At 61.0% G+C, this 13,896-nt stretch carries 10 protein-coding genes and 1 pseudogene; 3 read left to right on the forward strand and 8 right to left on the reverse strand.

Going from position 1 to position 13,896, the window contains the following annotated elements; translation table 11 throughout:
• The 3 genes from brxC to CXR25_RS11705 are packed head-to-tail and all read right to left on the reverse strand — an operon-like array spanning position 1 to position 4,735.
• Positions 1–3,513 (reverse strand): BREX system P-loop protein BrxC, encoded by a 3,513-nt coding sequence (gene brxC, locus CXR25_RS11695; protein ID WP_125240568.1) that lies wholly within the window; start codon positions 3,511–3,513, stop codon positions 1–3.
• Positions 3,514–3,518: 5 nt separating this feature from the next.
• Positions 3,519–4,118 (reverse strand): DUF1788 domain-containing protein, encoded by a 600-nt coding sequence (locus CXR25_RS11700; protein WP_125240569.1) that lies wholly within the window; start codon positions 4,116–4,118, stop codon positions 3,519–3,521.
• Positions 4,115–4,735 carry a DUF1819 family protein gene (locus CXR25_RS11705; protein ID WP_125240570.1) on the reverse strand — a complete coding sequence of 207 codons (621 nt, stop codon included), beginning with the start codon at positions 4,733–4,735 and terminating at the stop codon, positions 4,115–4,117. Before CXR25_RS11705 ends, CXR25_RS11700 begins: the two co-directional genes overlap by 4 nt.
• 735 nt (positions 4,736–5,470) lie before the next feature.
• Between CXR25_RS11705 and CXR25_RS19385 the strand changes: the two are divergent.
• Positions 5,471–6,163, forward strand: a pseudogene (locus tag CXR25_RS19385) (DUF6994 family protein).
• Positions 6,164–6,166: 3 nt separating this feature from the next.
• Here the strand turns inward: CXR25_RS19385 and CXR25_RS11720 are convergent.
• From CXR25_RS11720 to CXR25_RS11740, 5 genes are read right to left on the reverse strand one after another with little or no spacing between them, the layout of a single operon-like run.
• Positions 6,167–7,471, reverse strand: coding sequence for an MFS transporter (locus CXR25_RS11720; RefSeq protein ID WP_125240572.1), 1,305 nt, complete (start codon positions 7,469–7,471; stop codon positions 6,167–6,169).
• Positions 7,468–8,802: an MFS transporter gene (locus CXR25_RS11725; protein WP_125240573.1), complete on the reverse strand. Its 1,335-nt coding sequence runs from the start codon at positions 8,800–8,802 to the stop codon at positions 7,468–7,470. The genes CXR25_RS11720 and CXR25_RS11725 overlap by 4 nt, the downstream gene beginning before the upstream one ends.
• Before the next feature lie 36 nt (positions 8,803–8,838).
• Positions 8,839–10,053 (reverse strand): galactonate dehydratase, encoded by a 1,215-nt coding sequence (gene dgoD / locus CXR25_RS11730; protein WP_276330385.1) that lies wholly within the window; start codon positions 10,051–10,053, stop codon positions 8,839–8,841.
• Positions 10,035–10,649, reverse strand: coding sequence for a 2-dehydro-3-deoxy-6-phosphogalactonate aldolase (locus CXR25_RS11735; protein ID WP_125240575.1), 615 nt, complete (start codon positions 10,647–10,649; stop codon positions 10,035–10,037). The genes dgoD and CXR25_RS11735 overlap by 19 nt, the downstream gene beginning before the upstream one ends.
• The gene (locus tag CXR25_RS11740; RefSeq protein WP_164513964.1) at positions 10,642–11,622 is read right to left on the reverse strand and encodes a 2-dehydro-3-deoxygalactonokinase; all 981 of its coding nucleotides are present in this window, start codon (positions 11,620–11,622) and stop codon (positions 10,642–10,644) included. The genes CXR25_RS11735 and CXR25_RS11740 overlap by 8 nt, the downstream gene beginning before the upstream one ends.
• Positions 11,623–11,698: 76 nt before the next feature.
• Here CXR25_RS11740 and CXR25_RS11745 point away from each other — a divergent pair, with 76 nt between their 5' ends.
• Together CXR25_RS11745 and CXR25_RS11750 are read left to right on the forward strand one after the other, a co-directional pair.
• The gene (locus tag CXR25_RS11745; protein WP_125240577.1) at positions 11,699–12,475 is read left to right on the forward strand and encodes an IclR family transcriptional regulator; all 777 of its coding nucleotides are present in this window, start codon (positions 11,699–11,701) and stop codon (positions 12,473–12,475) included.
• Between the two features lie 137 nt (positions 12,476–12,612).
• Positions 12,613–13,842 carry an MFS transporter gene (locus CXR25_RS11750; protein WP_125240578.1) on the forward strand — a complete coding sequence of 410 codons (1,230 nt, stop codon included), beginning with the start codon at positions 12,613–12,615 and terminating at the stop codon, positions 13,840–13,842.
• Positions 13,843–13,896: the final 54 nt, after the last annotated feature.

Consider the following 13,896-nt stretch of genomic DNA (forward strand, 5'->3'; position numbering starts at 1 on the left):
CTACAGCGCGATGCGCTTGTCGTCGTTGAGCGCCTGAACCAGTGCCTTGCGGAGCGCATCGAGGTAGCGGTCTACGTCGTCTTCGGTCTCCAGGACGCCGTGGATCCCGGTGGCGCTGATGCTCTTGACCGAAACGGTCTGCTTCGGGGGTACGGGCGGGGCGACCTCATCGTCTTCGCGAAGGCGAGGGCTCTCCGCGAGTTGGTCGAGGAGTGCCGGGTAGGTGTGTTCCTCAAACGTGTTGGCGATCTCACGGACGACGGCTATCTGGCGCTCACGGCCGATCCTGTCGAGGATCGCGTCGACCTTCTGGATCGCGTTGCGTTGAGCGTCTTCCGTCGCTTCGAAGTAGATGGCGCTGGTCTGGAGGGGTGCCCAACGAGAGTCGATCTCCTGGAGTGCGCGATCGCGATTCGCCATGAGTGCCCCGTCAATATGCGCTTCAAGCTCGACTGCGGCGGCTTTCAACTTGGTCATCCGGTTGCCGCGGAAGGCTTGTGGATCGTCCAGGAGTTGCGACACCTCTTGGCTGCTGCCGGAGGGCAGGTAGTTGAGGTTGCTGGCGTTGGTGGAGAGCAGTGCGCTTGCTTCGTCGTAAATCTTGCGCTGGTTACCGCCGAGGAAGGCTTGGATGGGGTCGATGATGTCGGTCTTCGCGTCGAGCAGCTGGTCGGAAGCGGCGAAGTCGGTCAGGTACCAGTCATCAGGCTTGCCAACGACGGAATCCAGCAGTGCGATCGGAACTTCGAGCTGAGTCACGAAGGGGTACTTGGAGCCGCTGACTCGCGCCTTGAGTTCTTCGCTCTTGGCACGCAGACGCTCGCTTGCGTGCCGCGCCAGTTCGAGCGGGTCTTTGGGCGCGGCGGGCTCGTCGAAGAAGTCCGTGCAGAAGGAGCGTAGCGTTGCGACCTTTCGCTGGTCGAAGGTCTTCTGAGGGGCGACGACGGCGTGGGAATGCTTCTGGGTGTTGCGCAGGGCCGCGGCGACTTCGGTGCGCTTGAGGATGTTCGAGTCGACCGTGAGTGTGATCTTCGAGGTGCCCACGAGCCATGCTGTGACGCACTCGATCGAGACGAGGTCCCAGCCGTAGGGCTTGGCCTGGAAGTGATCGACGATCTTCTTGACGGTGACCTGCTCACCGAGCCGGTCGCGTTGCAGCAGGTACGACAACACCTCGTCCGCCGGTGCCGCGAGGGCGTGGATCGCGGAGTCATCAATCATCGCGGCCTGGTCGGGGTTCGCGAAACCAGCGACCTGCTGCTCAGCGTAGGTGCGCCCACCGAGCAGGTTGAGCTGGGTGTAGGTGCGCGCGATGAGGTCTTGGAACCCCTCCGTGATTCGCGTGACTGCATCTTGCGACCCGGAGGTGAGGTCTGCGGCGTTGATGACGAGATCGGCACTGCCGACGGCGCGGCGGATTCGCTCCACCAGCTCCTTCTCTCGCTTCGCGTTCTGGGTGGCCTTGACGCGCAGAATCTGGTCCTCAACGGGCGATAGGGAACTGGTCTGCTTGCGCTTCGTGTACTTCTCGGTCTTGATCAGCAACCGCAGGTCGGCCAGCACGCGGTCGTCCGGAGCGAGGACCACGCGCAGCTCGTCCTTACCCGCCGAGTGCATGCGAATCTCCTCCGGCCCGTAGGGGTACTCGGGAGTGATGAAGTGCAGAGAGAGCTCAGGTTGTTGACCGAACGCCTGGTCGTCGAGCTTGTATCCGAACGGGAAATCTTGCCCGTTCTTTGCGTAGCGGAGCTTGGAGGTCTTGACGACATCGCCGGAGAGAATCTTGTTCAGGCGGGTGGAGACCTCGGAGGAATCGATCTCTACGTTCTTGATCTCTTCTTCGATTACCTGCTCTTCGTTGGTCAGGTACTCGTAGGCGTTGCCGTTGCGCTGCACGTATGTCTGTGTCTCCAACAGCGTGAGTGCGTCCTGGACCTGCTTGGACAAGGCCGGCAGGTCGAGCCCGAACCGGTTGTAGACCAGCACAGTCAGGTTGCGCGGAGTGGCCTGGAAGCTCTCGACGTACTTCACCAGGAACAGGGCCTTGAGCAGGCGCACGGCGAGCTTGGTCACCGGTGAGCTGTTGTCGGGCAGGTCACGCTCGGCGCGGTCGATCGATCGCTGCGCTGCGGACTTCAGCGACGCGCGGATGCCTGCGAACATGGCGTCGAAGGTGGCCAGTGTGCCGATCTCGACGTCGCCGATGTCCTTGGCGACTTGTTGGACGACGCCGAGCATGGAGCGCTCACCGACGGAGCTGTTGCGGCCTTCAAAGACGTTGTGGTCGGAGATGCCCTCGATGGCGGCTTGGAAGAGAGGGAACTGGTAGCTCACGAACGGGTAGGTGCCGACGAAATGGGTCTCGTCGGTGAAGTTGCGGTAGGTCTTCGCACCGTCGACGAAGTCGAACAGGGTCTTAAAGTTTGCTGACTCCTGCGCGTAGACGGCTTCGAGCACTTCTGTGCCCTTGTCGTTCTTCTCCAGCAGCCGCTTGCGGATGACCTCCTCGACGTCTGCGGATGTGAGCTTCACTCGGGTCGTGAACCGGGCCTGAATCTTCGAGAAATCGTTGCCCTGCTGCTTGGTGCGGTCGCCGACGACCTTGTCCATGTCTTCCTGCGAGGTCACGAAGACCCACGCCCGGCCAGCACACTTCGTGTTTAGGGACTCCGCGATCGTTTGAAGGTTCAGCATCAGATGTGTGTTCGAGCCGATGAACTGGCCGACCTCGTCCACGAAGAAGTTCAGCCGGTAGCCTGCTGGCTGCTTGTCGAGCCAGGCGCGGACCTCGTCGACGAAGTCTTCAATCGAGACCGAATACGTGTCCTGGTAGATCTTCAGGATGTCCGGGGCGGTCAATGCGTCGAGGCCAGTGATCTGGGCGTACGCCTCGTTGACCTGCTTGCGAACGGTCGGAAGGCCGAAGCTCGGCCGACGCTCGACCCAGTCCCGGCCTGACACGGCCAGGAAAGCGCTCTTGAACGAATCAAGTTGACCCTCGTCGTCGAGCTGGCGCTCGAACCGAGCGATATGGCCTTGGTCTCCGTAGTATCCGCGAGACTCGTCGAAGACCTTCACGAATACGCGCAGCAGCGCGTCGGTCTGATCCTTGCTGATCAGGGTGGCCTTCTGATCGATGTTGAACAGCAGGCTCTTCGCCGGGATGCGGTCAGCCTTGTCGAGAAGGGGCGGCAGAAAGGCGTCTGCGGCCTTGGCGCGGAAGCTCTCCGAGACCCGCTCGCGCGGGAAGTTGTCACCCTCCACGTCGCCGAGGAGGTGTGCGAGCATCTTCAGCAGGTGTGACTTACCGGAGCCGAAGAAGCCTGAAATCCAGACGCCGTTTGCGTTGGTGTAGTTCGTGTACGCCTCAAGCAGAAGCTCCAGTCCCTTGGCTGCTTCATTTGTCAGGACGTACTCGTCCACCTCAGTGCCCAGGTGCGCAACGTCATCAGCCTTGATGACGCCCTCAATGGGCCGCTGGACGTCCTTAGCGAAAATCTCAGTGAGATGCATGGCGGTCACGGTTCCTGTTCCAGAATGTTCTTGGCTCGGTAGTACTGGTCGTCCTTCAACCTGCCGAACAGCACCAGTGACGAGCCGAGGGTGTCGGACTGCTCGTAGCGGCCGGGGAAGAACATGAGCATCGGTTTGCCCACCACGACGCTTTGCAGGTTGTTCAGTACGTTGTGGGAGCGGATGTAGGGGAAGACCTCACCGATTCCGGTGAGGAAGACAATGTCGAACCCTCCATCAGCGAGTCGTTCGCGGATTGCTGGTGCGAGATGCTGCTGGGGGTTGAGCATCGACTGCAACATCTCGGTGAACTCCCCCTTGTCGAGGTCGGACTCCACTTCGAGCACCTCGTCCCAGTCGCCGCGCTCCTTGAGAACGTCGACCGACAGGTCGTAGAGGTTGATCTCGCGTACCTCGATGCCAGTGCTGGCCAGCCGATTCTTGACCCGCTTCTTCGACTTCTCCACATCGAGGGCGTGCTCAGGTTCGTAGGGATAAATGAAGAACGGGACCTCGTTCGACAAGCCTTCCATCTTGAGGAAGCGTTCGCCGCTGAGTACCGCGAACAGGTGCTCCTCATGGCGAGTGAGTTCGCTCGGCGTCACAGCGTACTATCCTTGCTGTCTCGAGTCGGGAGGAACCGAACGTCGCTTGGTGTCTGGGCGTCAAGTGCCTCGCGGACTTGCGCGGAAAGGGAGGCGTGGAGGATCTCGCCATTGGCAAGCAGACCCGCTTCCCTTAGCATTCGGAACACCGTCGATCGGAGCTTCTGCAATGTGGAGTTCTTCACACCGGTGAGTTCCGGGTGCCAGAGCGTCTTCCCACGGACGAAGCTATCGAAGTCGCCGTACCACAGCGTTGGCGTAAATAGGAGGAACCGCTCACGCACGACCTCCTCGGCGAAGTCACCGATGAAGGCGTAGCGGCGACATGCCGCCACCCACATCAGGTGACCGCGCTCGCTCGGGCTCGTATCACCCAGCAACTCCAACTCGTCGTCAGTAAGCGCAGCCAGGCGCTGCGCAACCTCGCGCGCCAGCCGGAACCCCGACGAATTGGTTCGCGCCTGGAGCAGGTTCTCTGCGCGAAGTCGCTCTCGGACGATGTCCCAGTCACGAGCTGCCCGGTAAAGAGGCACGGCGATCACTGCTTCCCGGGTCAGGAGGGCACCGCTGGTGAAGGACAGCGCGTAACGGTCGGGCTGCGCGGAGAGACCGTTCATCTAGACCTCCTTTCGGAATTTGGGCAAAGTCTCAGCAGAGGGGAGGGGCCACCCCACACTATCGGTTGTTATTGGTCAACTGTCACCAGGAGACGACGAATCAGACGCCGCACCGCTGGCACGCACCCACTCGTCAAATTCGCTGGCTCGGAAGTTCCATCGCTAGCCGATTTCGTGGGCTGGCATAGCATTCTCTATGGTCCAGGTGTAGACGGTATTTTTGATGGCCTCGGTGAACCAGCTAGGTCGATACTAACGGATTTCTTACCGTTTGATCACGTTTATCCGGACGTGGCCAATTTAAGTCGAGCTGTGAGCCACCGGCCGAGCGATTTGGTCGTGTGATTCGTCGATCGGGTACCACATCGCATGCCCGGGCACGACAACGTTTCGGCACACGGGCCAGCTTGTCCACAATAGTCTCCCCCGGTACGCCTCTCTAGAGCAGGATGGACTGGGCAATACTGGGCAATCTGTAGTCGTCAGAGACTTCTACACAGCCAGGGCATGGATACTCAAGTTGTCGATGACGACGGATTTCAATTTCCATAAGCGATCAGTCTGATGGGTACGACTGGGGTACACCATCTGCTGATGGACCCACCTCAACAGAAGTCAATCATGCCAAACGGTACAAGAAAGTCGCGCGCGAAGACTGAGCAACTATCTTGGAACTGCGAAACAGACGAGACTAACGGGCAGGTAGAGAGAAGCGGTCAAAGTATGAACAGGAATATGACTTCGCAGATTGACGTCGGGGCCGATTTTCGCGGGGACGCCTCAGTGGGAATAGATCCTGACTCATATAGCCCGGTCCTCCGCGAAAATCACCGAATTCTCTGGAACAAACGGTTGCCGTCCGGCCACCATTTCACCCTCACTGTGAGTGAGGACATCTATCTTCTACACGAATCGAGTCTTGGGCGATTCGCTCGGTCCAGTGATGCGATCGCTACAAGGCTGAAGGGCCGCGCCGCCAAAATCGCTAAGAAGATTCCACCCGAATCAGTGCAGCCTGATCTCGGCTACACGATCAGCAGAGCAATCATCTTTCCCAGCAATCGCGTTGATAGAGCTTCCGCAAACAACGGAGCGCGGGGAATTCACCCACGAATCGCCGACCGCTTCGACCTCACTCTCGAATGCATCCGACGTCTCTACCGCGATGAAGCGAGCCCATTGTCGGCCACACTGGAGAGGTACGCCGACTATTTTGCACTGTTCTAGAGCTTCCCTGAGTACGCCGAGTTTCTCCTTCTCGACGATCTCTGGAACAGCAACACGTCGCAGATCAGATTTATTCATCATTTCGATGATTTCTTAACCCCCGCCGTCTCGAAGACTCCGGGCGACTTCATCGACTACTTGCAGGCGAACAATGAGTTCATTGAAGCCCGCAACCGTCGGATCGCCCGGAGCCTGGAGTAGTACCTATCCCTCCACCCGCTCAACCCGTCCCACCAGGAACACATACGACAACACACCCACGATGGTGATCGCAGCCATGTAGACGAACGCCGGAGCGAAGTCGATGTCGGTGACGAGGAAGCCGATGACGATCGGTGTGGCAATAGAGGACAGGTTGCCGATGAAGTTGAACATGCCTCCAGTCAGACCGAGCAGCCGTTCCGGCGCCAACGCGGACACCAGCGACCAGGTGATCGAGGCGAAGCCGTTGCCGAAGAATGCGATCGACATGAACACGATCACCAACGCAGTCGAATCCGTATAGTTCGCGCCGAGCATGAACACTGTCAGCGCCAGGCCTATGATGATCGGCAGCTTGCGGGCAGTGCCCAGTGTCAGCCCTTTCTTGACCATGAGGTCCGAGACCCACCCAGAGAGCAGCACACCGACCAGGGCAGCGATGAACGGCAGGGAGGCCATGAAGCCCGACTCGATGTAGTCCATCCCGCGGTAATCAACGAGGTATGTCGGGAACCAGGTGAGGAAGAACCACAGGGTCGAGGTCAAGCAGAACTGGCCGAGGTAGATGCCCCACAGCTTCCGCCGGGTCAACACGACCTTGACGTCGGACCAATTCAGCTTCGGCTTGGTCTCCTTCGTTGCGCCAGATTCAACATCGACCAGTCCCCCACCGGAGGCGATGAGGTCGACCTCGGCCTGGTTGACTCCCGACTTGTCACGCGGCTCGCGGTAGACGAACCACCAGGTCGAAGCCCAGATGATGCCGACAACACCAGTGAGGATGAACACCCAGTGCCACGTGAGCACCGTCTGCAGCCAGGACAGCACGGGGGTGAGCAGCGCGAGGCCGATGAACTGCCCCGAGGTGTAGAAGGCGATGACCCGTCCGCGCTCACGCTCCGGGAACCACGCGGTGGCCACCTTGTTGTTGATCGGGTATGCCGGTGCTTCGAACCCGCCGACCAAGAGCCGGAGGATGATGAGCGCGACGAACCCGCCGGACATACCCATGAACAGCGTGGCCAGGGACCACAGCACGAGGCAGGAAGCATAGAGCACTCGCGGCCTCACCCGGTCAACGAGCCACCCGCCGGGCAGCTGCATCGCGGCGTACGTCCACCCGAATGCCGAGAGCAGAAGCCCCTGCTGGCCCGTGGTGAGATCGAACTCCTGGGACAACGCCGGCATCGCGATGGACAGGTTGGCCCGGTCCATGTAGTTGATGACGACGGTGATGAAGAGCAGGACCGCGATGATGTAGCGCATCCGTGTCGGCCGCGTGGCCGTGTGCTCAGCGATTTTCGTCATGAGCTGGTGTCTCCGATCTCTGTAGCGGCGCTGTCTACCCGAATCGGGGCACGCAGCAGGAGCAGATAGGCGATCCCCGCAATCACCGCGACAACGGCGCCGAGGACGAATGGAATGAGGTAGGACCCCGTTGTCGTCACCAGCACCCCGGTGAGCCAGGGCGAGAGTGAGCCGGCGAAGTAGCCGCCGAAGTTCTGGATGGACCCTAACGATGCGACACGACTTCCGGTCACGACATCAGCGGGAATCGACCAGCCCACGGCACTCAGTGCTCCGCAGAAGAACAGCGCCATGCTCATCGCCGCCAGTTGCACAGCGAAGTGGCCGGTGGTGACTCCGACGAGAATCGAACAGATGGCGAGCGCCCCACCATAGACTGCAGCAATCCGCCGCTTGCAGGCAAGAGGCGCCAGATGGGCCCGCATCCTCGAGTACTTCGTGGTGAACCAACCGCCGAGGATTCCGCCGATGCCGCCGACAGCGAACGGGATCGCCGTGTACCACCCAAGCGCCTCGTCAGCGACGGAATAGATGTCGCCCAGCATCAGCGGGAGGAACGTCACGAAGATGTTGAGGGTCCACACCACAGCGACGAAGCCCAGCACCATTGCCCAGGTCTGTCGCTTGGTGAAGAGGTGTAGCCACGGGATGTGGCCCGTTGGAGCGTTGTTGTCTTCCTCTCTCGCTCGGATGTGCTCGAGTTCAGCTGCTGAGACCCTGCGGTCGTGTTCTGGGGAACGATAGAAGACCCAAAAACCGATTGCCACGATGATGCCGAGCACACCGAGGATGACGAACATGGCACGCCACCCGAACCCGAGGATGAGGAAGGTGAGAATCGGTGGTGCCACCGCCGGGCCCCATTTGCTTCCCGAGTCGTAGACTCCGACTGCCGCTCCACGTTCCCTCGGCGGGAACCATTCGGAGACGATCTTCGCCGAGGTGGGTGAGACGGGTGCTTCAAAGACGCCGAGCAGGACGCGCGAGATCATGAAGTGCCACATGTGGTGGCCGACTGCCATGAGTGAGGTCGCGATCGACCAGAAGCCCAGTGCAATGACGTAGACCGGCTTTGCACCGAGGCGATCGGTCAGCCATCCGCCGGGCAGCTGGAAGAACGCGTACGTCAGAGAGAACGCGGTACCCAGCAAGCCGATGTCGGCAGCGGTCAGCCCCAGTTCGTCGATCATATGCGGGGCGGCGATCGACAGCGACGATCGATCCATGTAGTTGATCATCATGGCTGCCAGCAGCCAACCGAGGATCCACCACCGGGCTCTCCCCGGCGAGGCAGCACGACGGTGCCTTTTCACTGCAGTCTGTGAGTTCATCCTTGAACGTCCTTCTCTCTTACCGAATCCGCCTGGTCACCATTCAGCGAAGGAACCGTCGGTGTGACGCCAGATGGGATTGCGCCACCGGTGGCCCTCGGCCGCGCGTTCGATGACGTACTCCTCGTTGACCTCGATACCCAGCCCGGGCCCGGAGGGAATGTCGATCATGCCGTCGTCGTAGTTGAACACCGTGGGGTCGGTGACGTAGTCGAGCAGGTCGTTGCTCGTGTTGTAGTGGATGCCCAGGCTCTGTTCCTGGATGAAAGCGTTGTAGCTGCCGGCATCGACCTGCAGGCAGGAAGCGAGCGCGATCGGGCCCAGAGGGCAATGCAGTGCGAGTGCGACATCGTAGGCCTCGGCCATCATCGCGATCTTGCGAGTCTCGGTGATACCGCCAGCATGGGAGACATCGGGCTGGATGATGTCGACGGCACCGGAGTCGATCACCTCGCGGAAGTCCCAGCGGGAGAACAGCCGCTCCCCCAGAGCAATCGGTGTCGGAGTGTTCGCCATAACGTCACGCAGCGAGCCGAAGTGTTCGGAGAGCACAGGTTCTTCGATGAAGAGTAGTCGATAGGGTTCGAGCTCTTTGATGAGGATCTTGGCCATGGGCTTGTGCACGCGTCCATGGAAGTCGATGCCGATGCCGAAATCGTCGCCGGTGGCTTCCCGTACCGCCTGCACGTTCTCGATGACCTGGTCGACCTTTGCATAGGAGTCAATGAACTGCAGCTCCTCGGTCGCGTTCATCTTCACAGCAGTGAAGCCGCGGTTCTTCGTCTCCAGTGCTGACGCAGCTGTGTCGCCGGGACGGTCTCCGCCGATCCACGAGTAGGTGCGGATCCGGTCCCGGACCTTCCCGCCGAGCAGCTGGTGCACCGGCTGTCCGAGTGCCTTGCCCTTGATGTCCCAGAGCGCCTGGTCAATGCCGGAGATCGCGCTCATGAGGATCGGGCCACCGCGGTAGAAGCCTCCGCGGTACATGATCGTCCACAGGTCCTCGATGTTCGCGGGGTCCTTGCCGATGAGCAGGTCGGAGAGTTCATCGACGGCGGCGGCAACCGTGGCGGCCTTGCCTTCGATGATCGGCTCGCCCCAGCCGACGATCCCTTCATCCGTCTCGATCTTGAGGAACAGCCACCTCGGCGGCACGATGTACGTCGTCATCGACGTGATCTTCATTGGTCTGGCCTTTCGTCTGGTGTGGTCATCTGCTTGTCGTCGTTGGGTCAGTGGGCCTGTGCCCACGCCGAGGCGATCGCCTCGGCACGGATGCGCACGTCGTCGGGGCGGTCGCCTCGGCGATAGAGCGAGGAACCGAGGCCCAGGCCGGCAGCACCGGCGTTGCGCCATTCGGCAGCGTTGTCGGCTCCCACTCCCCCGACGGGGAAGAGCTCGGTGCCGGAGGGAAGGACCTCGCTCCACGCCTTCATCCCGCTGATCCCGACCGCCGAGGAGGGGAAGAGCTTGACCTTGGTAGCGCCTGCCTTGATGGCAGCGAAAGCCTCGGTCGGCGTCGCGGCTCCCGGGTACGGGGTGAGCCCCAGCTCGAGCGCCGTCGAGATGACCTCAGCGTCAGTGTCGGGGGCGACGATGATCCGGGCACCGGCCTGCTCACACTGGCGAACCTGATCGGCGGTGAGAACCGTGCCGGCTCCGATCTCCACCTCGTCGCCGAACCTCTCGACCAACGCCGCTATCGAGGTCAAGGGGTCGGGCGAGTTGAGCGGAACCTCGATGGCGGACAACCCTGCAGCGACGATACCCTCGGCGATATCGAGGACTTCGTCAGGGCGGACCCCGCGGAGGATGGCGATGAGGCCGGTGGGAACTGTGTCAGTCATTGGTGATCTCCTTGGTCGGCACGAGGCCGGATTGTTCCGCGATATGGAAGAGTCCGATGGCAGCGGCGCGTGGATCCGCGTTTACCGTTTGCCTCCCCTGTCGGCGGAGGGCACGTGAGTATCGCATCGTCAGGTCCGCGCTTCCACAGACGATGACGGGGACGGCGGGGTCGACTGTTGTCGTGAGCTGGCCGGCCACCTCGGCGCCGAGGAGCATTCCCGAGAGGTAATCGTTGACCTCCTCGGCGCGCAATCGTCCATCGAGGGCCCAGGTACGCGCGGAGAAGATCGACGAGGTGAGCGCTGCGGGATCGTCGCCTCCGACCTGCAGTCCCCAGTCGAAGACGTCGGGGTGGAAGTCATCGGTGGGCTCGGCCAGACGGCTGAGGATCGACGATGTGGACAGCAGACCGAACATCTCTCCGCTCATCGAGGTGGAGAAGTCCGTCACGTGCTGTCCCTGGCAGCTGACCCACTTGGTGTGCGTTCCGGGAAGGATCACCGTGGTCGCTTCGTCCTGCTCTGCGTCGAGCAGACCGAGCAGTTGGGTCTCCTCTCCGCGGATGACATCGGGGGCGGTCGCTTCGGTCGATGTCTTCTGCAGTCCGGGGACGATGTGGAGTTCGCCGATGGTCAGCTCGACCGACGTCAGGTGCCTACCCACAGCGCTCAGGTCGGTGGGCAGGTCGAGGTATCCCGCCTCGGCGACACCTTGGGTCGAACCGATCATTCCGCAGGCGAGGAGAGGGAGGCGGCTGTGATCGCTGAGCCAGTCGCCGATGGCAGCGTGAGCGAGCCGGGAGAAGTCACCCTGGAGGTCGCCGGTGTCCGCACCGACGGCCATGATCCCGTCTGATCCGTTGCGTTCAGCGAGGACGCCTCCGTCACTGCCGATGAGGAAGGCTCGCAGTGAGCTCGTCCCCCAGTCGAGGCCGATCATCTGCGGGGCCTCGGTTGGTGCCAGTTTTGCCATAAGAGCCACTATGGGCAGGCGTTCCACCATGCGCCACCAGTGTCCCTATATGTGGGATAGGTGACATACTGGGGCGATGATCGAAGATTCTGGAACCGTTGTCAGCGATGCGATTCCCCAGGGCACTCAGACATTGGCCAGAGGACTGCAGATCGTCAGCGCAGTCGCTCATGGATCAACCACGTTGAAGTCCGTCGTCGACGCCACTGGAATCGGTCGATCAAGTACGCACAGGATGATTCAGCTGCTGGTGCACATGGGCTATCTGAGGCATGGTTCACCGGGAGAGTTTCGTCTCGGACCCACTCTCATCGAGTTCGGCTTCACCGCGCTCAATCAGGATCCATTGCCTGTCGTCGCTCGGGAGAGTCTCGAGGCTCTCGCGGCCCGGACACAGGACACGATTCATCTCTCCGTCGAGGATGGCGAGTCGGTGCTCTATCTCCATAAGATCCCCGGGACGCGCGGTGCTGAGATGCGCTCTCGGATCGGTCACCGCATGCCGATGACGCGTACCGGTGTCGGGAAGGCGCTGCTGCTGGGGCAAGAAGACCGGTGGGAACGAATGTTCACAGCCGAGAATCCGGGGGCAGACGCCTCGGCGGTGGAGGCATTCGTCGAACGAATGCACGGGTACACACGCGATGGGGCATCTCTCGACCTCGAGGAGAACGAACCGGGGATCCGGTGTGTGGCGGCTCCTATCCGGGACGGCAGCGGGGACATTGTCGCCGGCATCTCACTGTCGGCCACGCGACCCTATATGCCGAAGGAACGGATGCAGGCGCTGGTGCCGGTGATGAAGTCTGCGGCTCGGGAGATCTCGGTGAAGCTGGGGTATCGGCAGGGGTAGGAGCAGAGCTGGCTCAGCGCCAACGATTTCTGATCCGGCCGGTGGTGCGTGAGTGTTTTCTGAATCAGACCCGAATGCGCGGCTGATTGCTGAGCGAGGTTCTCACCTGAGGTTTTGACAGCAGATAGGCTGTTTGAATGTCACTCGGTCGAGGTTTCTTCGTGCTCTGGAGTGCGAACGCGCTGTCAAATTTGGCCGATGGTCTTGCCTTTGTATCAATGCCACTGCTGGCTGCGTCAATGACCGATGACCCCCGCCTCGTCGCCGGTATGGCTACTCTATATGCGCTTGTGCGGCTCTTAGTTACTCTGCCGATAGGTGTCTGGGTCGACCGATTCGATAGGCGCACGCTGCTCGTCGCGGCGAATATTCTGCGCGGCATCGCATTAGTAGGCCTTGCGCTGACCATCCAGTTCGGGCTCTCTTCACTGGTGCTTCTTTACTCAACGATGGCCATTGTCGCGACATTCGAGAGTCTGGCCGACAATGCGGCCGTCGCCGTTCTCCCTTCGCTCGTCAAGAAGGACCGCTTGGATTCTGCGAATGCGCGGATTTCTGCGGCACAGCTGATCGCCGATGAGTTCGCCGGTCCGCCCCTGGGAGGAATGCTATTCGCACTAGCGGCGTCAATACCCGTCTTCGCAATGGGCGGGCTTTGGGCCCTCGCCGGAGTCGTCGCTCTCGCTCTGCCGATCCGCCGTAAAGAAGACTCGACTGACGTCGTAATCGCTTCTCGACAATCGGTCTTGGCTGAGGCATGCGAGGGCATCGTCTGGCTCAAACACCACCGAGTCGTCGGCAGCCTGGCGCTCATCGGAGCACTCGCGAGCGTCGGCTACATGTTGCCATTCTCGATCCTTGTGCTATTTGCTCAGGACAATCTTGGCCTGAACGGCAGCGGCTACGGACTATTGCTCGCCTTCTCCGCCCTCGGAGGACTGCTCGGTTCGTTCCTCGCCCCTCGGCTTCGAAATCGCTTTGGGTACAGGTCGACGATCGCAGCCAGTCTCGCACTCGGAGCGGTGACTCTCGGCGGTCTTGCCTTCACAACAAACCCGATCATCGCCGGTGTCCTTTTGGCACTGTATATTCTGCATGCAGTCGTCTGGAACATCTGTTCGCTCTCGCTGCGGCAAAGACTCGTCCCGGACAACTTGCTCGGACGTGTCAGCGCTGCAGCCCGAGTTCTTGGACTGCTGGGCTTAGCTATCGGGTCCGCACTCGGAGGAGTCCTGGGCACAGTCGATCTGGCACTGCCAGTGGCCCTAGGCGGTGTGCTGTTCCTTGGCTGCTGCTTCGCTGCCATGGTCACGCTTCGCGGTGAGTTGGTCCCCGATGATCGACTTCCAACCTCACCACGATTCTGATTGCTGAGTTAATCGATGCTGGCCGTGCGTACACTCGTTCGGACTCGACACCTT

The organism is Brevibacterium aurantiacum (assembly GCF_003932995.1).
GTDB classification, from domain to species: Bacteria; Actinomycetota; Actinomycetes; order Actinomycetales; family Brevibacteriaceae; genus Brevibacterium; species Brevibacterium aurantiacum.

What these genes read in the sequence shown, in the direction of transcription:
- brxC (WP_125240568.1), bottom strand. Translation starts at nt 3,513, where the DNA reads ATGCATCTCACTGAGATTTTCGCTAAGGACGTCCAGCGGCCCATTGAG.
- CXR25_RS11705 (WP_125240570.1), bottom strand. Translation starts at nt 4,735, where the DNA reads ATGAACGGTCTCTCCGCGCAGCCCGACCGTTACGCGCTGTCCTTCACC.
- CXR25_RS11720 (WP_125240572.1), bottom strand. Translation starts at nt 7,471, where the DNA reads ATGACGAAAATCGCTGAGCACACGGCCACGCGGCCGACACGGATGCGC.
- CXR25_RS11725 (WP_125240573.1), bottom strand. Translation starts at nt 8,802, where the DNA reads ATGAACTCACAGACTGCAGTGAAAAGGCACCGTCGTGCTGCCTCGCCG.
- CXR25_RS11735 (WP_125240575.1), bottom strand. Translation starts at nt 10,649, where the DNA reads ATGACTGACACAGTTCCCACCGGCCTCATCGCCATCCTCCGCGGGGTC.
- CXR25_RS11740 (WP_164513964.1), bottom strand. Translation starts at nt 11,622, where the DNA reads ATGGCAAAACTGGCACCAACCGAGGCCCCGCAGATGATCGGCCTCGAC.
- CXR25_RS11745 (WP_125240577.1), top strand. Translation starts at nt 11,699, where the DNA reads ATGATCGAAGATTCTGGAACCGTTGTCAGCGATGCGATTCCCCAGGGC.
- CXR25_RS11750 (WP_125240578.1), top strand. Translation starts at nt 12,613, where the DNA reads ATGTCACTCGGTCGAGGTTTCTTCGTGCTCTGGAGTGCGAACGCGCTG.